At 64.1% G+C, this 16,668-nt stretch carries 13 protein-coding genes; 8 read left to right on the plus strand and 5 right to left on the minus strand.

Annotation, left to right across the window (positions count from 1 at the left end; all coding sequences use genetic code 11):
• The first annotated feature begins 12 nt into the window (after positions 1-12).
• From BGP00_RS00685 to BGP00_RS00715, 7 genes are all read left to right on the plus strand, one after another.
• Positions 13-1,221: an XrtA/PEP-CTERM system-associated ATPase gene (locus BGP00_RS00685; RefSeq protein WP_168602368.1), complete on the plus strand. Its 1,209-nt coding sequence runs from the start codon at positions 13-15 to the stop codon at positions 1,219-1,221.
• A gap of 40 nt (positions 1,222-1,261) precedes the next feature.
• Positions 1,262-2,164 (plus strand): XrtA system polysaccharide deacetylase, encoded by a 903-nt coding sequence (locus BGP00_RS00690; protein WP_292692704.1) that lies wholly within the window; start codon positions 1,262-1,264, stop codon positions 2,162-2,164.
• A complete protein-coding gene (locus BGP00_RS00695) occupies positions 2,161-3,240 on the plus strand; it encodes a FemAB family XrtA/PEP-CTERM system-associated protein (RefSeq protein WP_292692706.1) in 1,080 nt (359 codons plus the stop codon). Before BGP00_RS00690 ends, BGP00_RS00695 begins: the two co-directional genes overlap by 4 nt.
• Positions 3,241-3,249: 9 nt before the next feature.
• Positions 3,250-4,485 carry a TIGR03087 family PEP-CTERM/XrtA system glycosyltransferase gene (locus tag BGP00_RS00700; RefSeq protein ID WP_292692709.1) on the plus strand — a complete coding sequence of 412 codons (1,236 nt, stop codon included), beginning with the start codon at positions 3,250-3,252 and terminating at the stop codon, positions 4,483-4,485.
• Positions 4,482-6,023 carry an exosortase A gene (xrtA, locus tag BGP00_RS00705; RefSeq protein ID WP_292692711.1) on the plus strand — a complete coding sequence of 514 codons (1,542 nt, stop codon included), beginning with the start codon at positions 4,482-4,484 and terminating at the stop codon, positions 6,021-6,023. Before BGP00_RS00700 ends, xrtA begins: the two co-directional genes overlap by 4 nt.
• An 11-nt stretch (positions 6,024-6,034) precedes the next feature.
• Positions 6,035-7,945, plus strand: a complete 1,911-nt coding sequence (locus tag BGP00_RS00710; RefSeq protein ID WP_292692714.1) for an XrtA/PEP-CTERM system amidotransferase — start codon at positions 6,035-6,037, stop codon at positions 7,943-7,945.
• 197 nt (positions 7,946-8,142) lie between these two features.
• Positions 8,143-9,078, plus strand: coding sequence for a crotonase/enoyl-CoA hydratase family protein (locus BGP00_RS00715; RefSeq protein ID WP_292692716.1), 936 nt, complete (start codon positions 8,143-8,145; stop codon positions 9,076-9,078).
• Between the two features lie 48 nt (positions 9,079-9,126).
• Here the strand turns inward: BGP00_RS00715 and zapE are convergent, their stop codons facing one another.
• From zapE to BGP00_RS00740, 5 genes are all read right to left on the minus strand, one after another.
• Entirely contained in the window at positions 9,127-10,266 is a 1,140-nt protein-coding gene (gene zapE / locus BGP00_RS00720; RefSeq protein ID WP_168602372.1) for a cell division protein ZapE, read from the minus strand.
• Positions 10,267-10,284: 18 nt separating this feature from the next.
• Positions 10,285-10,692 (minus strand): hypothetical protein, encoded by a 408-nt coding sequence (locus BGP00_RS00725; RefSeq protein ID WP_168602373.1) that lies wholly within the window; start codon positions 10,690-10,692, stop codon positions 10,285-10,287.
• 154 nt (positions 10,693-10,846) lie between these two features.
• Positions 10,847-11,629 (minus strand): succinate dehydrogenase iron-sulfur subunit, encoded by a 783-nt coding sequence (locus BGP00_RS00730; RefSeq protein ID WP_168602374.1) that lies wholly within the window; start codon positions 11,627-11,629, stop codon positions 10,847-10,849.
• 262 nt (positions 11,630-11,891) lie between these two features.
• Entirely contained in the window at positions 11,892-14,678 is a 2,787-nt protein-coding gene (locus BGP00_RS00735; protein WP_292692719.1) for a ribonuclease E/G, read from the minus strand.
• Positions 14,602-15,039, minus strand: a complete 438-nt coding sequence (locus BGP00_RS00740; protein ID WP_292692721.1) for a hypothetical protein — start codon at positions 15,037-15,039, stop codon at positions 14,602-14,604. Before BGP00_RS00740 ends, BGP00_RS00735 begins: the two co-directional genes overlap by 77 nt.
• A 483-nt stretch (positions 15,040-15,522) precedes the next feature.
• Between BGP00_RS00740 and BGP00_RS00745 the strand changes: the two genes are divergently transcribed.
• Positions 15,523-16,533 (plus strand): N-acetylmuramoyl-L-alanine amidase, encoded by a 1,011-nt coding sequence (locus BGP00_RS00745; RefSeq protein WP_292692724.1) that lies wholly within the window; start codon positions 15,523-15,525, stop codon positions 16,531-16,533.
• The last annotated feature ends 135 nt before the right edge of the window (positions 16,534-16,668 follow it).

A 16,668-nucleotide genomic window follows, 5' to 3' on the forward strand; every position in this document is an offset into this window, starting at 1 on the left:
GGGAGAGCAAGAATGTTCGATAATTTCTATGGTTTCACCGGGCGTCCGTTTCAGCTCACCCCGGACCCGGCCTTTTATTTCGAGAGCCTGACCCATCGCAAGGCTTTGTCCTATCTGGGCTATGGCCTGGCGCAGGGCGAAGGCTTCATCGTCATCACCGGCGAGGTAGGCGCGGGCAAATCGACGCTGGTGGCCCATCTGATGGCCACCATCGACCGCAACCGCCTGACTGCCGCGCAAATCGTCACCAGCCGTCTGGACAGCGGCGAGCTGGTGCATGTTGTGGCGCAGGCCTTCGGGCTGAGCGTGCCGGGGCAGGACAAGGCCAGCGCGCTGGGCGCGATCGAGAAATTCCTGCATGACGAGGCGCGCGCGGGCCGCCGCTGCCTGCTGGTGGTGGACGAATCGCAGAACCTTGCGCTGGGCGCGCTCGAAGAATTGCGGATGCTCTCGAACTTCCAGCTTGGCAGCCATCCGCTGCTCCAGATCCTGCTGCTGGGCCAGCCCGAATTCCGTGAAAGCCTGCAGGGCCACCCCGGCCTTGAGCAATTGCGCCAGCGCGTGATCGCGGCCCACCATCTCGACGCGATGGAGCCGGGCGAAATGGAGCCCTATATCATGCACCGGCTGCGTCTGGTGGGGTGGAACGGCAATCCGACCTTCGATGCGCGCGTCTTTGACGAGCTTTACACCGCAACGGCCGGTGTGCCCCGCCGGATCAACCAGATCGTCAACCGCCTGCTGATCCTTGGCGCGGTCGAACAGCGCCAGCATCTTGACGGCGTGATGCTGGCGCAGGTGCTGGCCGAGCTGACGGCCGATGGCGGTCTGCAGATCGCCCCCGCGCCCAGCCAGCCCACGCCCGCCACCGCCGCCGCGCAGGGTCTGACGCTGCCCACCACGCCGCAGCCCAATGCAGCGCAGGCCACCGCCCCGGCCCAATTCGCCGCCGAAGGGCTGACCCAGCTTCAGGCCGCTTTGGCCCAGCGCGACGGCCAGATTGCCGAGTTGCAGCAGGCCGTGATCGAACTGGCCAATCAGGGCGACACGTCGGGGCTGGAAGGCGCGGATGCCGCGCATAAGGCCGCCATCGAGGTGATGCAGGAACGTCTGGCCAAGCTGGAAAGCCGGTTGATCGAGCAGGACCGCACGATCCGCCACACGTTGACCATGCTGATCGAATGGATCGAGCGCGACGAGGCGCAGCGCGTCGCTGCCTGATCCACTGCGCAAGATTTCATCAGGGCCGGGAGACAGATGTATGGTGGCCGAAATGCCGCTGGTAAAGGGGCCTGCCAAGACCGGGCTGCTCAACGGCTTTTCGGTCGATGTTGAGGATTGGTTTCAGGTCGGCGCTTTTGAAAAGGTGATCGACCCGGCCGATTGGGACAGTCTGGCCTGCCGGGTCGATGTGAACACCAACCGCCTGCTCGATATGTGCGCGGAACTGGGGGTCAAAGCCACGTTCTTCACATTGGGCTGGGTGGCCGCGCGCCATCCGGCGCTGATGCGGCGGATTGTGGAGCAGGGGCATGAACTGGCCAGCCATGGTTGGGCCCATGCCCGCGTGTTCTCGATGGATGCCGCCGGTTTTGCCCGCGACATTGGCGATGCGCGCAAGGCGCTGGAGGATGCAGGCGGCGCGCGGGTCATCGGCTATCGCGCGCCCAGCTTCTCCATCGACACCCGCACCCCATGGGCGCATGAAATCCTTGGCGAACAAGGCTATCTCTATTCCAGCAGCGTGGCCCCCATCGCCCATGACCATTATGGCTGGCGCGAGGCACCGCGTTTCGCGTTCCGCCCGGTGGCCGGGGCCGATCTGATCGAAATCCCCGTCACGACCGTCGAGGCGATGGGGCGGCGCATGGCGGCGGGCGGCGGCGGTTTCTTCCGCGTGCTGCCCTATGCCTTCAGCCAATGGGCGATGCGCCGCGTCAATATCCAGGACGAGCGCCCGATCATCTTCTACTTCCACCCCTGGGAAGTCGACACACAGCAACCGCGTGTTGCCCATGCTCCGCTGAAAAGTCGTCTGCGTCATTATACAAATATTGACGGGATGGAGGCTAAACTACGGCGAATGCTCAAAGAATTCGCATGGGGGCGTATGGATAACGTGGCGGCAACCGAGGTTTTACGCTTGGTGGAGTTCGAGCGGTGAACGCGCCTTTTCGCCTTGATATGGACCTGCGCGTGGGGTTGGCCGATCTGGGCGACCCGGACGTGGCGCGCTCGATTGAGGCCTTCGTGGCCGCCCATCCCGAGGCGACGCCTTTCCACCGTCCGGCATGGCTTCATGCCGTGGCGCGCGGCACGGGCAATGAGGCGCTGGCGCTGGTGCTGACCCGCTGCGGCGTGGTCGAGGGCTATCTGCCGTTGACGCAGGTGCATTCGCCGATCTTTGACCGGGTGCTGGCGTCGAGCGGCTTTGCTGTGGGCGGGGGCGTGCTGGTCGCGCCCGAGGTTGATCCCGCGCCCTTGTTCGCGGCCGTTGAGGAACTGGCGCTGCGCCAATCCAGCCCCAGCGTCGAATTACGCGGCGGTTCTTTGCCCGATGGGCGCGAAGGCTGGGCGATCAAGCGCGAAAGCCATTGCGGCTTCATCCGCCCGCTGGCCGAGAGCGACGAGGCCGAACTCACCGCCATCCCGCGCAAACAGCGCGCCGAGGTGCGCAAGAGCCTTGCCGGTGATTTGACCGTGGAAACCGGCACCGGCCCGGCGGATCGCGCCGCTCATTACGCCACCTATGCGCAAAGCGTGCGCAATCTGGGCACGCCGGTGTTTCCGCGCGCGCTCTTCGATGCGGTGCTGGACCTGTTTGGCGATGATGCCGATATTCTGACCATCCGCCACGATGGCGCCCCGGTGGCCAGTGTGCTGTCGGTCTATCACAAGGGCGCGGTCATGCCCTATTGGGGCGGGGGCACGTGGGATGCGCGGCGGCTGCGCGCCAATGATCGCATGTATTACGAACTGATGCTGCACGCCCGTCGCCGGGGATGCAGCCATTTCGATTTCGGGCGCAGCAAGACGGGCAGCGGCGCCTATGATTTCAAGCGTAACTGGGGCTTTGATCCACAGCCGCTTTCCTATGGCGTATGGACCGCGCCCGGCGCGCCCAAGCGCGATGCCGATCCCACCAGCGCCACCCATTCGCGCCGGATCGATCTATGGAAGAAGCTGCCCTTGCCGGTGGCCAATCTGATCGGGCCGTGGATCGCCCGTGGGCTGGGATAGGGGGCTGGGATGAGCACGGAAATCCTGTTTCTTTCGCATCGGATTCCTTTCCCGCCCAACCGGGGCGACAAGATCCGCTCGCATCATATCCTGCGCCGTCTGGCGCGGATGGCGCCGGTGCATGTGGGCTGTTTTGCCGACGATCATGCCGATCTGGCCGAAGAGGTGGAACTGGCCTCGCTGTCCCATTCCTATCGGCTGGTGCGCCGGTCAAAGCCTCTGGTGCTGGCCGGATTTCAGGCGTTGAAGCAGGGCAAGCCGATCAGCCTGACCGCGTTTCGCGACGATAGTATGGCGCGCTATGTCCGCGACATGCTGGCCAGCGGGCGGATCGGCACGATCTATGTCTTTTCGAGCCAGATGGGCCAATATGTGCCCGATGATTTCGCGGGCCGCGTCATCATGGATTTTGTCGATGTCGATTCGGCCAAATTCGACGCCTATGCGGCAAAGTCGCGCGGGCCGATGGGCTGGGTCCATGGCCGCGAGGGGCGACTGCTGGCCGCCGAGGAGGCGCGCCTTGCCCTGCGCGCCGATTACAATCTGCTGATCAGCCGGGCCGAGGCGGACCTGTTTGCACAGAGGTTGGGCGCGCTGGCGCGTCAGGTGCGGATCGAGGTGTTGGGCAATGGCATCGATTCGGAATATTTCGATCCTTTGGGCGTCGGACCGGAATGCCAGATGGCCGCTGTGCCGGGCCCGCGCCTGATCTTTACCGGCCAGATGGATTATCAGCCCAATGTCGCCGCCGTGATCCGCGTGGCGCGCCAGATCCTGCCGCAGGTGCGCCGTCGCCACCCGGACGCCAGTTTCCACATCGTGGGCCGCAATCCGACCGATGCGGTCAAGGCGCTGGACAATCTGGCGGGCGTCTATGTCTGGGGCCGGGTGGATGACATTCGCCCCTGGCTCAAGGCGGCGGATATAGCGCTTGTGCCGCTCGACATCGCGCGCGGGGTTCAGAACAAGGTGCTTGAGGCCATGGCGATGGAATTGCCGGTGGTGCTGACCTCTGCGGCGGCCAATGGCATTAACGCGGTGGCGGGGCACCATTTTGCCGTGGCCGACAGCGACGAAGGGCTGGTGGGACTGGTCAACGGTCTGGCCGACAGGCCGCATGTGGGCAAGGCGATGGGCATCGACGCGCGCCGCCTTGTGGTCGAACGGGCCAGTTGGCAAAGCACGCTGGCGCCGCTGGCCGATATGCTTTCGGCCCCGGTGCGCAAGTGGCGCGATGCGGCGTGAGCCTTGGCCTTTCTGAACGTGCCCGCCCGTCATGGGCGGTGGATCAGGCATGGCGCGGCGCGTTGGCAAGGCTGGCGCTGGTCTGGGTCGGGCTGATCGCGCTGTTCTGGCGCGATTGGGCCGCGATGGGGCATCAATGGTGGAATTCCTCCACCTATAATCACATTCTGATGGTGCCGGCCATTCTGGGCTGGCTGGTGGCGCAAAGGCTGCCTGATCTGTTTGCCTTGCCGGTGGGCCTGTGGCGGGGCGGGCTGGGGCTGATGGGGGGGGCGCTGCTGCTCTGGGCGCTGGGCGCGTTGGCCAGTGTGGCGCAGATCACGCAGATCGCGGCGGTGGCGATGCTGATGGCGGCGGTGCCTTTGGTGCTTGGGCCGAGGGCGGCGCTGGGGCTGCTGTTTCCGCTGGCCTATATGGGCTTTCTGGTGCCGTTTGGCGATGAGGCCATTCCGCTGCTCCAGACGATTACCGCCAAGATCACCATCGCGCTTGTCCACATCAGCGGCATTCCGGCGCGGATCGACGGCGTGTTCATCGCCACGCCTGCGGGCCTGTTCGAGGTGGCCGAGGCCTGTTCGGGGGTGAAGTTCCTGATCGCCATGATCGCCTTTGGCGCGCTGGCGGCGCATGTGTGCTTCATCTCGTGGCGGCGAAGGGCGGCGTTCATTGCGCTGTGCGTGGCCGCGCCTATTCTGGCCAATGGCGTGCGGGCGTGGGGCACGGTCTATGTCGCGCAATATTACGGCGCGGCCGTGGCGGGCGGGGTCGATCATATCATTTATGGCTGGTTTTTCTTTGCGGCCGTGATTGCCGGGGTGATCGCGCTGGGCTGGCGGTTTTTCGACCGGGCGGCGGGGGCGCCGATGCTGGACGTGGGCGCGGTGATGGCGCTGCGTTTGCCTGCGGGGCGGGGGATGTCGGTGGGGGCGTGCTTTGGCGCGCTGGCGGTGATGGTGCTGGCGGCGCAGGGCTGGGTGATGGCGGCGGATCGTTTGGCCGCGCCTATGCCCGCGCGTATTGCCCTGCCCGAGGTGGCGGGCTGGCACCGGGTCGATTATGCTCCGCGCCATGCGTGGGAGCCGCGCGCGGGCGGGGCCGATCATCGCCTGCTGGGCCGCTATGCCGATGCGCAGGGTCATGAGGTGGACGTGTTCTTCGCGCTTTATGCCTCGCAGAGGCCGGGCAAGAAGGCGGGCGGCTTTGGCGAAGGGGCGCTGCGCCCCGAAACCGGATGGTCATGGCAGGCGCCGGGGCCGGATGTGCCGGGTGCCCACAGCGACCGCCTGCTGGCCGGTGGCCCGACCGAGAGGCTGGCCCAGACCAGCTACAAGACCGGCGATCTGGTGACGGGCAGCAATGCGCGGCTGAAACTGGCCAATATCATGGACCGGCTGCTGCTGCGCCGCCGCGCGACGATGCTGCTGATCCTCTCGGCCGAGGAGGGCGGGGCGTATCGCGCCGCCGATTCGCTGGCTGCGTTCCGGGCCAGCGTCGGGCCGATCGGCGGCTGGATGGACGCGGCGGCCAAGGGTTTGTAAGGGGTTCTCATATGTGTGGTTTTGCTGGAATCTTTCACCTTGAGACCCCCAAGCCGGTCGATCCGGCGCGGGTTGAGCGGATGTGCGATGCCATTGCCCATCGCGGGCCGGATGGCTTTGGCGTGTGGACCGCGCCGGGGATCGGCATGGGGCATCGCCGCCTCTCGATCATCGACATCGAGGGCAGCCCCCAGCCGATGGCCAGCACCGATGGCCGCGCGATGCTGCTCTTCAACGGTGAGATCTACAATTACCGCGAATTGCGCGCCGAACTGGCGGCGCAGGGCGCAGTGTTTCATACCGATGGCGACAGCGAGGTGATCCTTGCCGCCTATCAGCGCTGGGGCGCCGATTGCGTGTCGCGTCTGTCGGGCATGTTTGCCTTTGCCATCTATGACCTCGATCAGCGCTCGCTGCTGCTGGTGCGCGACCGATTGGGGGTCAAGCCGCTGTTTCTGGCCGAACTGTCGGATGGCAGTTTGATTTTCGGGTCGGAGTTGAAAGCGCTGATGGCGCATCCCGCGCTGCGGCGCGAGATCGACCCGTTGGCGGTCGAGGATTATCTGGCCTGGGGCTATGTGCCGGATCATCGCTCGATGCTGCGCGGCGTGGAGAAATTGCCCGCAGGCCATCTGATGATCCTGAAGCATGGCACCCCCAAACCGGCCCCGCGTCAATGGTGGGATGTCAGCTTTGCCGAGCGGCGCAAGGGCAGCGCGGCGGATCTGTCGGCCGAACTGATCCATCTGATGCGCGATGCCGTGACCAGCCGGATGGTGGCCGATGTGCCGCTGGGCGCGTTTCTGTCGGGCGGGGTCGATTCCTCCTCGGTGGTCGCCCTGATGGCCGAGGCCAGCCATTCGCCGGTCAAGACCTGCTCGATCGGGTTCGACGTCAAGGCGCTGGACGAAAGCGATTATGCGCGGCGGATCGCCGAGCAATTCGGCACCGACCATCAAAGTCGCATCGTTTCGCCCAATGACTTCGAGGCGGTCGATCATCTGACCGCGATGTTCGACGAACCCTTTGCCGATGCCAGCGCCCTGCCGACATGGCGTGTGTGTCAGTTGGCGCGCGAGACGGTGACGGTCGCGCTCTCGGGCGACGGGGCGGATGAGGCCTTTGCCGGGTACCGTCGCCATGTGTTTCAGCATGGTGAGGACCGGGTGAGGGGGATGCTCCCCGATGGACTGCGCCGGGGCCTGTTCGGCACACTGGGGGGGATTTACCCCAAGGCGGACTGGGCGCCGCGTCCCCTGCGGGCGAAAACCACGCTGCTCAACCTCGCGCGGTCCAGCGAGGAGGCCTATACGGACGCGATCAGCGTGACGGGGCCAGCCCTGCGCGACCGGCTCTATACCGAGGAATACCGGCGGTTGCGGGGCGATTACCGCGCGGAGCAGGCCTTTCTGGACTGTATGGCCCGCGCACCTGCGCGATCGGGGCTGGACCGGGCGCAATATGCCGATCTCAAATTCTGGTTGCCGGGTGACATCCTGACCAAGGTGGACCGGGCCAGCATGGCGGTCAGCCTTGAGGCACGCGAGCCGCTGCTGGATCACCGGCTGATTGAATTTGCCGCCGGGTTGCCCGAAGCGATGCGCGTCAAGGGCGGGCAGGGCAAATGGCTGCTCAAGGATTCGATGCGACGCTATCTGCCCGATGACATCCTGTTTCGGCCCAAACAGGGATTCGTCACCCCCATCGCGCAATGGCTGCGCGGGCCTTTGGCGGGCGAAGCGCGAAAAATCGCTGCGCAGGCCAAAGACGGCGGAGGAGCGCTGGGGCGAACAGGTTGGTTAAATCCCATTAACCTCAATGAAATCGCGGAAGCGCATATTTCCGGGGTTTCTGACCATTCGCGCCTCTTGTGGCAGTTGCTGATGCTCGACAGGTCGCTTGTCCATCTGGGAATTGCCTGATACGCTTTGCAATCGGCACAGGGATCAATCCGGGAAAATTGTCCCATTTTGATACATTGCGATGCAAAAAGTCTTTGCAATCCGTGGTTTAGCGTGCCTAAACTTTACCCGGTACTAGAGAGCGGAAATGACGCAATCGCGCGGCATTTTTCGTGATCGGAAAGGGTCGTGACGAGATGGACCGGATGACCGGTGAAATGGGAAATTTGCCTCCCTATGGGGACAAGGGGGGCAATCATGGCATCTTCTTTCCGCAAGAAGATGCTGCCCAGGCGGCCAGAAACCGGCTTGCCGTTCCCGAAGCGCTGACCGATCTTGAACAACTCGACGTCCTGTATGACGATGCGGCCGGGACGATCTGGACCTTTATGCGCCCCAACGGGCGGCCCAGCTTTACCCCGGCGTTGCTGCGCGATTTCGAAAACTGGCAGGATCTGATTGCGGCCAATTTCGGGCCTGACAAGATCCCCTTGCGCTATCTGGTGCTGGGCAGCCGGACGCCGGGCGTGTTCGGCTTTGGCGGCGATCTCGAGCTGTTTCAGAGCCTGATCCGGGCGCAGGACCGCGAAGGGCTGGCCGCCTATGGCCATCGCTGTGTGGCCATTCTGGACCGCAACCGGCGCGCGCTGGATCTGCCGATTGTCACGATCGGGCTGGTTCAGGGGCAGGCGCTGGGCGGCGGTTTCGAGGCTGTGCTGTCCTTCGATTATCTGGTGGCGGAAAAGGGCGCGAGTTTTGGCCTGCCCGAGGTGATGTTCGGCCTGTTTCCCGGCATGGGCGCCCATGCGATCCTGTCGCGCAAGCTGGGCACCGCGGCGGCGCAGCGCATCATTCTGTCCAACCGTACCTACACCGCGCAGGAAATGTATGATCTGGGCGTCGTCACGCATCTGGCCGAAAGGGGCGAGGGCGTGGCCTATGTGCAGGATTTCATCGCCAAGAATCAGCGCCGCCATGGCGGGCTGGTGGCGGCGCAAAAGGCGATCCGGCGCGCGGCTCCGCTCGAACTGCAGGAATTGAACGATATCGTCGACCTGTGGGCCGAGGCCGCGCTGGGCCTGTCGGAAAGCGATCTCAAGCTGATGTCGCGTCTGGCCGGGGCGCAATCGCGCAACCATTCGGCGGTGGCATAAGGATCAAAGGGGGCGCTTTTACCGGGCGCCCCTTTATTCTTCCCGCCTTTATTCTTCGCCATGCCCCTTGGCCATGTAATCCTGGCTCTGCATTTCGGTCAGGCGGCTGATCGTACGGTCGAATTCAAAGCTGCCGGTGTCGGTGTCCTTGTCGCCCGCATCATAAAGCCGGTCGAGCGGCGCGTCCGCCGTCACGAACAATTTGACCTTATGCTCATAAAGCGCGTCGATCAGCGTGACGAAACGCGCCGCCTCGTTGCGCGTATCCTTGCCGAGCCGCGGAATGCCCACCAGAATCACCGTGTGATAGGCCCGCGCCACCGCCAGATAATCAGCCGCCCCGCGCGCATCGCCGCACAGCTTTTTAAAGCTGAACACCGCCACGCCCTTCAGGCTTTTGGGCACATGCAGGATGCGCCCGCCGCCCACATCCAGATCTGCCGAGGGCACATGGCGCGCATCCTCGGGCGGAAAGTCGGTCAGACGGAAGAACACTTCGCGCACCCGCTCGGTCGCGGGCAGGCCCAGCGGACAATGCCAACTGCGGATACCGGCCAGACGTTCGAGCCGGTAATCGACCGGGCCATTGAGCGTCAGCACATCCAGTTCGTTCTCGATCAGTGCGATGAAGGGCAGGAAATGCTCGCGGTTGAGCCCGTTCTTATACAGTTCAGACGGCGCACGATTGCTGGTGGTGACCAGCGTCAGATTGTGATCGTGGATGAGAGCCGTGAACAACCGGCTCATAATCATCGCATCGGCCGAATTGTTGACGACCATCTCGTCAAAGGCCAGCACGCGCAGCCCCTCGGCAATGCGCGCGGCGACCTGGGGGATCGGGTCGCCCGTTTCGCCCTGACGCACATCGCGCATGATGGCGTGGACTTCCTGCATAAAGGCATGGAAATGCACGCGCCGCTTTTCTGTAATGTTCAGCGTGTCGTGAAACAGGTCCATCAGCATGGACTTGCCGCGCCCGACCCCGCCCCACATATAGACGCCGCGCGCGCGCACCGGTTTGCGCCCCAGCAGGCGACCGAAGAAACCGCCGCCCGCAGGCGCCGCCTCCAGTTCCTGTTGCAGCCTGTTCAACCGTTCTGCGGCGGCCGCCTGTTCCCGATCGACGCGTAATTCATGGGTATGGATCAGCGCCCGATAGCGTTCGATCACAGTCGCAGGATTGGCCATCGTAGCGTCTTTGAACTCTCAATCGCAGGTGATGCGGGCCAGAATATCGCCATCGCCATCGACCCGCGTGGTCAAGGGCATCGAGCGATAGATACCGCCGTCACGCTTCATTTCCGGGCCGTTGCCCTGCCAGTGCAGTTTGCGGCCCGCGTCGGTCGTTTCCGCATAGGCGTAAAGCGGGATATCTTCAATCTGGGTCAGCTTCTCGCCGGTGGGCGCGCGCAGATACGAGCTTTCGCGCGGGTTGAAATAATACCAGCCCTGATCGTGCAGCCCCTTGTGATCGGTATAATCCAGCAGGACGCGCAGCGGGCGCGGACAGGCGTTCTGGACAAAGATCTGACGCCGCGCCTGCGCAGAGGCTTGCTGCGCGCCGCCGACGATGGCGGCAAAAGCGATAAGGCTGGCAAGGGTGGTGCGGAGCATCGTATTTTCCCGAGGATCAAGCGCAGATTGCGATCATTTACGTGTCGCTAACCTATTCATACGGGGGGCATCAAGAGTTTGCGCGGAAATCGGATGCAAAAAAGCACCGCCGGGCGGGACCCGGGCGGTGCTTTTTGCGTTCTGGGCGCCGGCCTCAGACGTGGCGCTCGGCCTGCATCTTCTTGATTTCGGCAATGGCGCGGGCGGGCGAGAGGCCCTTGGGGCACACATTGGCGCAGTTCATGATCGTGTGGCAGCGATACAGACGGAACGGATCTTCCAGCTCGTCCAGACGCTCACCGGTGAATTCGTCGCGGCTGTCGGCCAGCCAGCGATAGGCCTGAAGCAGGATCGCCGGGCCGAGGAACTTGTCGCTGTTCCACCAGTAGCTCGGGCACGAGGTCGAGCAGCAGGCGCACAGGATGCACTCATACAGACCGTCGAGCTTTTCGCGCTGTTCGGGGCTCTGCAGACGCTCCTTGCCCGAAGGCGTGGTCGAAACGGTCTGCAGCCAGGGGCGGATCGAGGCATATTGCGCATAGAAATGCGTAAAGTCAGGAACGAGGTCCTTGATCACTTCCATATGCGGCAACGGCGTGATGCGCACATTGCCCGAAAGGTCTTCGATCGCGGTGGTGCAGGCAAGGCCGTTGCGGCCATTGATGTTCATCGCACAGGAACCGCAGATGCCTTCACGGCACGAACGGCGGAAGGTCAGCGTCGAGTCCATCTCGTTCTTGATCTTGAGCAGCGCGTCCAGAACCATCGGACCGCAAGCGTCGAGATCGATCTCGAACGTGTCATAGCGAGGGTTTTCGCCGCTGTCGGGATCATAGCGATACACGGTGAATTTCTTCACCTTGGTCGCGCCCTCTGCCTTATGGACGATGCCATTCTTGCTGATCTTGCTATTGGCGGGGAGGGAGAACTGGGCCATTTTCCGCTGCTTCCATCTCTGAACACGATTCTGTTAGGGGCGTACAGCCCCCGCTCCGTAGGGCGCGCATAGCCGCCTGCTTGCCCGCCTGTCTAGTGTCTTGTCGGGCAGGAGCAAGCAGAGATTTTTGCACTGCGGCGAAAGTCGCAGGTTTTGTGCCCGATCGGCCGCTGTCGCAGGCCTATGTAAAAAGCCGGGGAGCGCTGGGCCCCCCGGCTTGATACTCTGGCAAAGGCCCGAAGGCCGTCACCCTTTCAGAGGCTTATTCGCCAAAGGTACGCTGCCACCAGCCGCGACGGGGCGAGGCGGAAGCGTCGTCCTCGGCCGCAGGGGTGGCTTCGGTCGGTGTCTCGACCGGGGCTGCCTCAACGGCAACCTCAGCCGGGGCGGCTTCGACCGGGGCTTCCACCGGCGCGGCATCGGCCTTCTTGCGGCGAACGCGCTTGGGCTTGGCCGGGGCTTCCTCGGCGACCGGTTCGGCCGGAGCGACCTCCACTACGGCCTCCACCGGCGCGGCATCGGCCTTCTTGCGGCGAACGCGCTTGGGCTTGGCCGGGGCTTCCTCAGCCACAGGTTCGGCCGGAGCAGCTTCAGCCGGAGCGGCCTCCACAACGGCTTCGACCGGCGCGGCATCGACCTTCTTGCGGCGGACGCGCTTGGGCTTGGCCGGGACTTCCTCGGCCACAGGCTCAGCCGGAGCAGCTTCCACCGGAGCGGCCTCGACCGGGGCGGCAACCGCTTCGATTACCGGCTCGGCGACAGCTTCGACCGCCGGAGCGGCATCGGCTTCGTCTTCGCCCGCTTCGGCCTGTTCCTCACTGGTGCCTTCTTCGCCTTCGCCACGGTTGCGGCTGCGGCGGCGCTTGCGACGGCGGCGCTTGCGCGGACCTTCCTCGCCCGCTTCGGCGCTTTCGGATTGCGCCTCGGTGTCGCCCTCGGCTTCCTCGGCCTCGTCGCCTTCCTCGCCCTCAACCGGCTCGGCGCCTTCGTTCACGCCCTCCTCGGCGGTGCCATCCTCGCGGCGGTCGCGGCCACGGCCACGGCGACGCTTGCGGCGCTTACGGCGACCATCGGCGCTTTCGCCGCCGTTTTCGGCTTCGGCTTCCTCGGCCTCTTCCTCGATCTCGTCCTCAAAGTCCTCCTCGGGCAGGTCCTCGAGGTCTTCCTCCAGCACCAGCGGCTCGAACTTGGGCACGAATTCGTTGCGCGGACCCGACGAGACGACGCGCATCTTGGCGCCTTCATTCTCGCCTTCGGGGATCACTTCGACCGAGACGCCATAGCGATGCTCGATCTCGCCCAGGTCAATGCGCTTGGCATTGAGCAGGTAGATCGAGGCTTCCTGGCTGGCGAACAGGGTGATGATCGTACCCTTGCCCTTGGCCGCCTCTTCCTCGATCAGGCGCAGCGCCGACAGGCCCGCAGACCCGGCGGTACGCACCAGACCCGTGCCGTCGCAATGCGGGCACGAACGGGTGGTGGCCTCCAGCACGCCCGTGCGCAGGCGCTGGCGGCTCATTTCCATCAGGCCGAAGGACGAAATGCGGCCCACCTGGATGCGCGCGCGGTCGTTCTTCAACGCCTCCTTCATGGCCTTCTCGACCTTGCGGACGTTCGAGCCATATTCCATGTCGATGAAGTCGATGACGACCAGACCGGCCATGTCGCGCAGGCGCAACTGGCGGGCGATCTCGCGCGCGGCCTCAAGGTTGGTGGCAACGGCGGTCTGCTCGATGCCATGCTCCTTGGTGGAACGGCCCGAGTTGATGTCGATCGAGACCAGTGCTTCGGTCGGGTTGATGACGATATAGCCGCCCGACTTCAACTGAACCACCGGATCATACATCGCGGTCAACTGATCCTCGGCGCCAAAGCGCTGGAACAGGGGAACCGGATCGGCATAATGCTTCACCCGGCGCGCATGGCTGGGCATCAGCAGCTTCATGAAATCACGCGCCGCGCGATAGCCATCGTCGCCCTCGACGATCACTTCCTCGATATCGCGGTTATAGATGTCGCGGATCGCGCGCTTGATAAGGTCGCTGTCCGAATGGATCAGCGCGGGCGCGGCGGATTTCAGCGTGTTCTCGCGGATATCGTCCCACAGGCGGGCCAGATAGTCGAAGTCGCGCTTGATTTCGGTCTTGGTGCGCTGAAGGCCCGCCGTGCGCACGATGCAGCCCATGCTCTTGGGCAGGTCCATTTCGGCGATGATGGTCTTCAACCGCTTGCGGTCGGCAAAGCTGCTGATCTTGCGCGAAATCCCGCCGCCATGGCTGGAATTGGGCATCAGCACGCAATAGCGGCCCGCCAGGCTGAGATAGGTGGTGAGAGCCGCACCCTTGTTGCCGCGCTCTTCCTTCACGACCTGAACCAGCAGCACCTGACGACGATGGATCACGTCCTGAATCTTGTAGCGGCGGCGCAGAGCCATACGCTTGGCGCGCAGTTCTTCGGCTTCCTTGGCGTGGGTGGCATTGCGCCCGCCCTGACGGCGCCCGCGACGGCCGCGACGCTCGCCGCCTTCTTCGCTTTCCGATGCTTCTTCGGCTTCATGATCGCCGTCGAAGCCGTCTTCGATATGACCGGCCTCGATCGTGGCCACGCTGCCCTTTTCCGACGTGTCCACCTCGATCAGCGAACCGGCGTCCTCGACGCTGCCGCCCGCGAAATCGTCGGCCAGACCTTCGCCCAGATCGTCGTCGCCGACGAAATCTTCCTCACCCTCGGCCACCGCGCGCAGGGCGGCTTCTTCCTCGGCATGGGCGGCCTCTTCGGCCAGCAATGCCTCGCGGTCTTCCTTGGGGATCTGGTAATAATCGGGGTGGATTTCGGAAAAGGCGAGGAAGCCGTGGCGGTTGCCCCCGAAATCGACAAAAGCGGCCTGAAGCGACGGCTCGACGCGCGTCACCTTGGCCAGATAGATATTACCCTTGATCTGCTTGTGATCGGCAGAATCAAAGTCGAATTCTTCAATACGGTTGCCCTTGAGCACCGCCACCCGGGTTTCTTCCGAGTGGCGCGCATCGATCAGCATGCGCGTTGACATTATGATTTCTCCAGCCGCGCGCGGTCCGGGCTGTGCCCAGCGGCGAAAGGCCCGGCAATTGGGCGCGGCAATTGTTGTGGTGTTCGCACGGCGTGGCATATGGCTTTGTTGGGGCCATGGCCGTCTGCGCGAGGATCGACAGACCTGGCGCGTTCATCGCGCGCCGGGCATGAGTGGAAAGGCCGGAGGCGCCATCAGGGCCGCCGGCGTTTTTCGTGTCTGCAAGGCAGGGGAGGCGCCGCGAAATGCTGCGCGCGGCGATGGCATGATGCTTCATCGAAACGCAACCCATTGCTTCCGGATAGGAAATCTCGGGTTGTTTTCTGGAATGCGACCAAATTGTCGTGAAGCGATCGGCCATCGACAAGTCTTCCGCCCACGCCGCAAAGCCGCCTTGCGGCTGCGGATTCTGGGACGGAACACAACTCATCATACCTGCATCAACCTGTACGTCCGGCCAGAAAACACGACCGGGGCCAAGGGCAGGTTTTATCGCGCTTCCCTTTTGCTTGGCCCGGCCATAATGGCGGGCGGCGATGCCTTGGGGTGGACACGCCTGCGTACCTGTCTGGTTTGTGCGGGCGGGCCCTGAAAAAGGCAGGGGCGCGGGGAATAGACTGCCCCCGGTCTTTCCCTGCTAGCACCCCTTGTCTTTCCGGGCAAGTTCCATGCGATGCGTGATTCTACCCTTTTTTTGGCGGCCCCCATGCGATTAACACCAACGCGTCGTTAACCCCATTGCGCCCATAAGGGGCAGCGCTTACCAAAGATTACGCTTTCGCCCCGATGGACCCCATAGCCCCACGCAATGCCCCAAGCCCCGTCCGATCCTGTTGCCGCACTCATGGATCTTTCCTTGCCGGATCACGGGCCGGGGCCGGATGAGGCGCCCCGGCGCGGGCTGGGGCTGGGCCTGCTGATCTTTGCGCTGTTCGCGCCGCTGCTTCTGCTGGTCGCGATGCTCCTGATGGACGGCTGGATGGGTGCGCCGGGTTTTACCCGCGATTATGTGGTGCGTTTTGATCTGCCTCCGGCGGGCGCATTGGCGGCCTTGCCCGAAATCGCCGGGCCCAGCGATCCTCATAGCCCTTTGGTGGTGATTGACGCCGGGCATGGCGGGCATGATCCGGGCGCGCATGGCGAGCATCAGGCGGAAAAGGAGTTGACCCTCTCGCTGGCTCTGGCGCTGCGCCAGCGTTTGCTGGAGGTGGGCGGCATACGCGTGGCCATGACCCGGATGGATGATCGCTATCTGTTGCTGGAGGAGCGTTCGGACATTGCGCGGCGGATGAAGGCGGACCTGTTTATCTCGATCCACGCCGACAGCGCCGATACGCCCGGCGCCCATGGCGCGACCGTTTACACTTTGTCCGACCGGGGCAGCAGTCAGGAGGCCGAACATCTGGCCGCAGCGGAAAATCGCGCCGATACGGTCAACGGCGTGTCGCTGGCCAGTACCAGCAGTTCGGTTTCGGCCATTCTGGTCGATCTTTCGCAGCGCCATGCGGCGGAAATGTCGACCAACCTTGCCCGGCTGATCCTGCGCGAGGGGCAGGGGGGCGAGAGCGGCGCGCGAATCGATTTCCGCGAACGCGCGCTGCAATCGGCGGCCTTTGTTGTGCTCAAATCGCCCGATGTGCCCTCGGTGCTGTATGAGGCGGGCTATATCTCCAATGCCGAGGATGCGGCGCGCCTTTCCTCGCCCGCCGGGCGGCGCGATTTCGCCCATGCCACCGCGCAGGCGATCCGCGTTTACTTTGCCCGCCAGCGTGAAACGCCAACACAGAGTGAAACGCCAACGCCGGGCGAAACAGCGATCCAGCGCGAAGCCCCCGGAGCGCTTGCAACACCTTAACCGCTGGCAAAACCCTGCCCGCCCATGCTAGGGGCGCAAGTCTATGGCGCCCAGCGATCCTTCCCAGCCCGGTTCTGATCCGAACAATTCGCCCGATCAGAATGAAAACTCCCACCTGCGTATCCGCCGTCAGGC

The organism is Novosphingobium sp. 63-713 (assembly GCF_001898925.1).
Taxonomy (GTDB): Bacteria; Pseudomonadota; Alphaproteobacteria; order Sphingomonadales; family Sphingomonadaceae; genus Novosphingobium.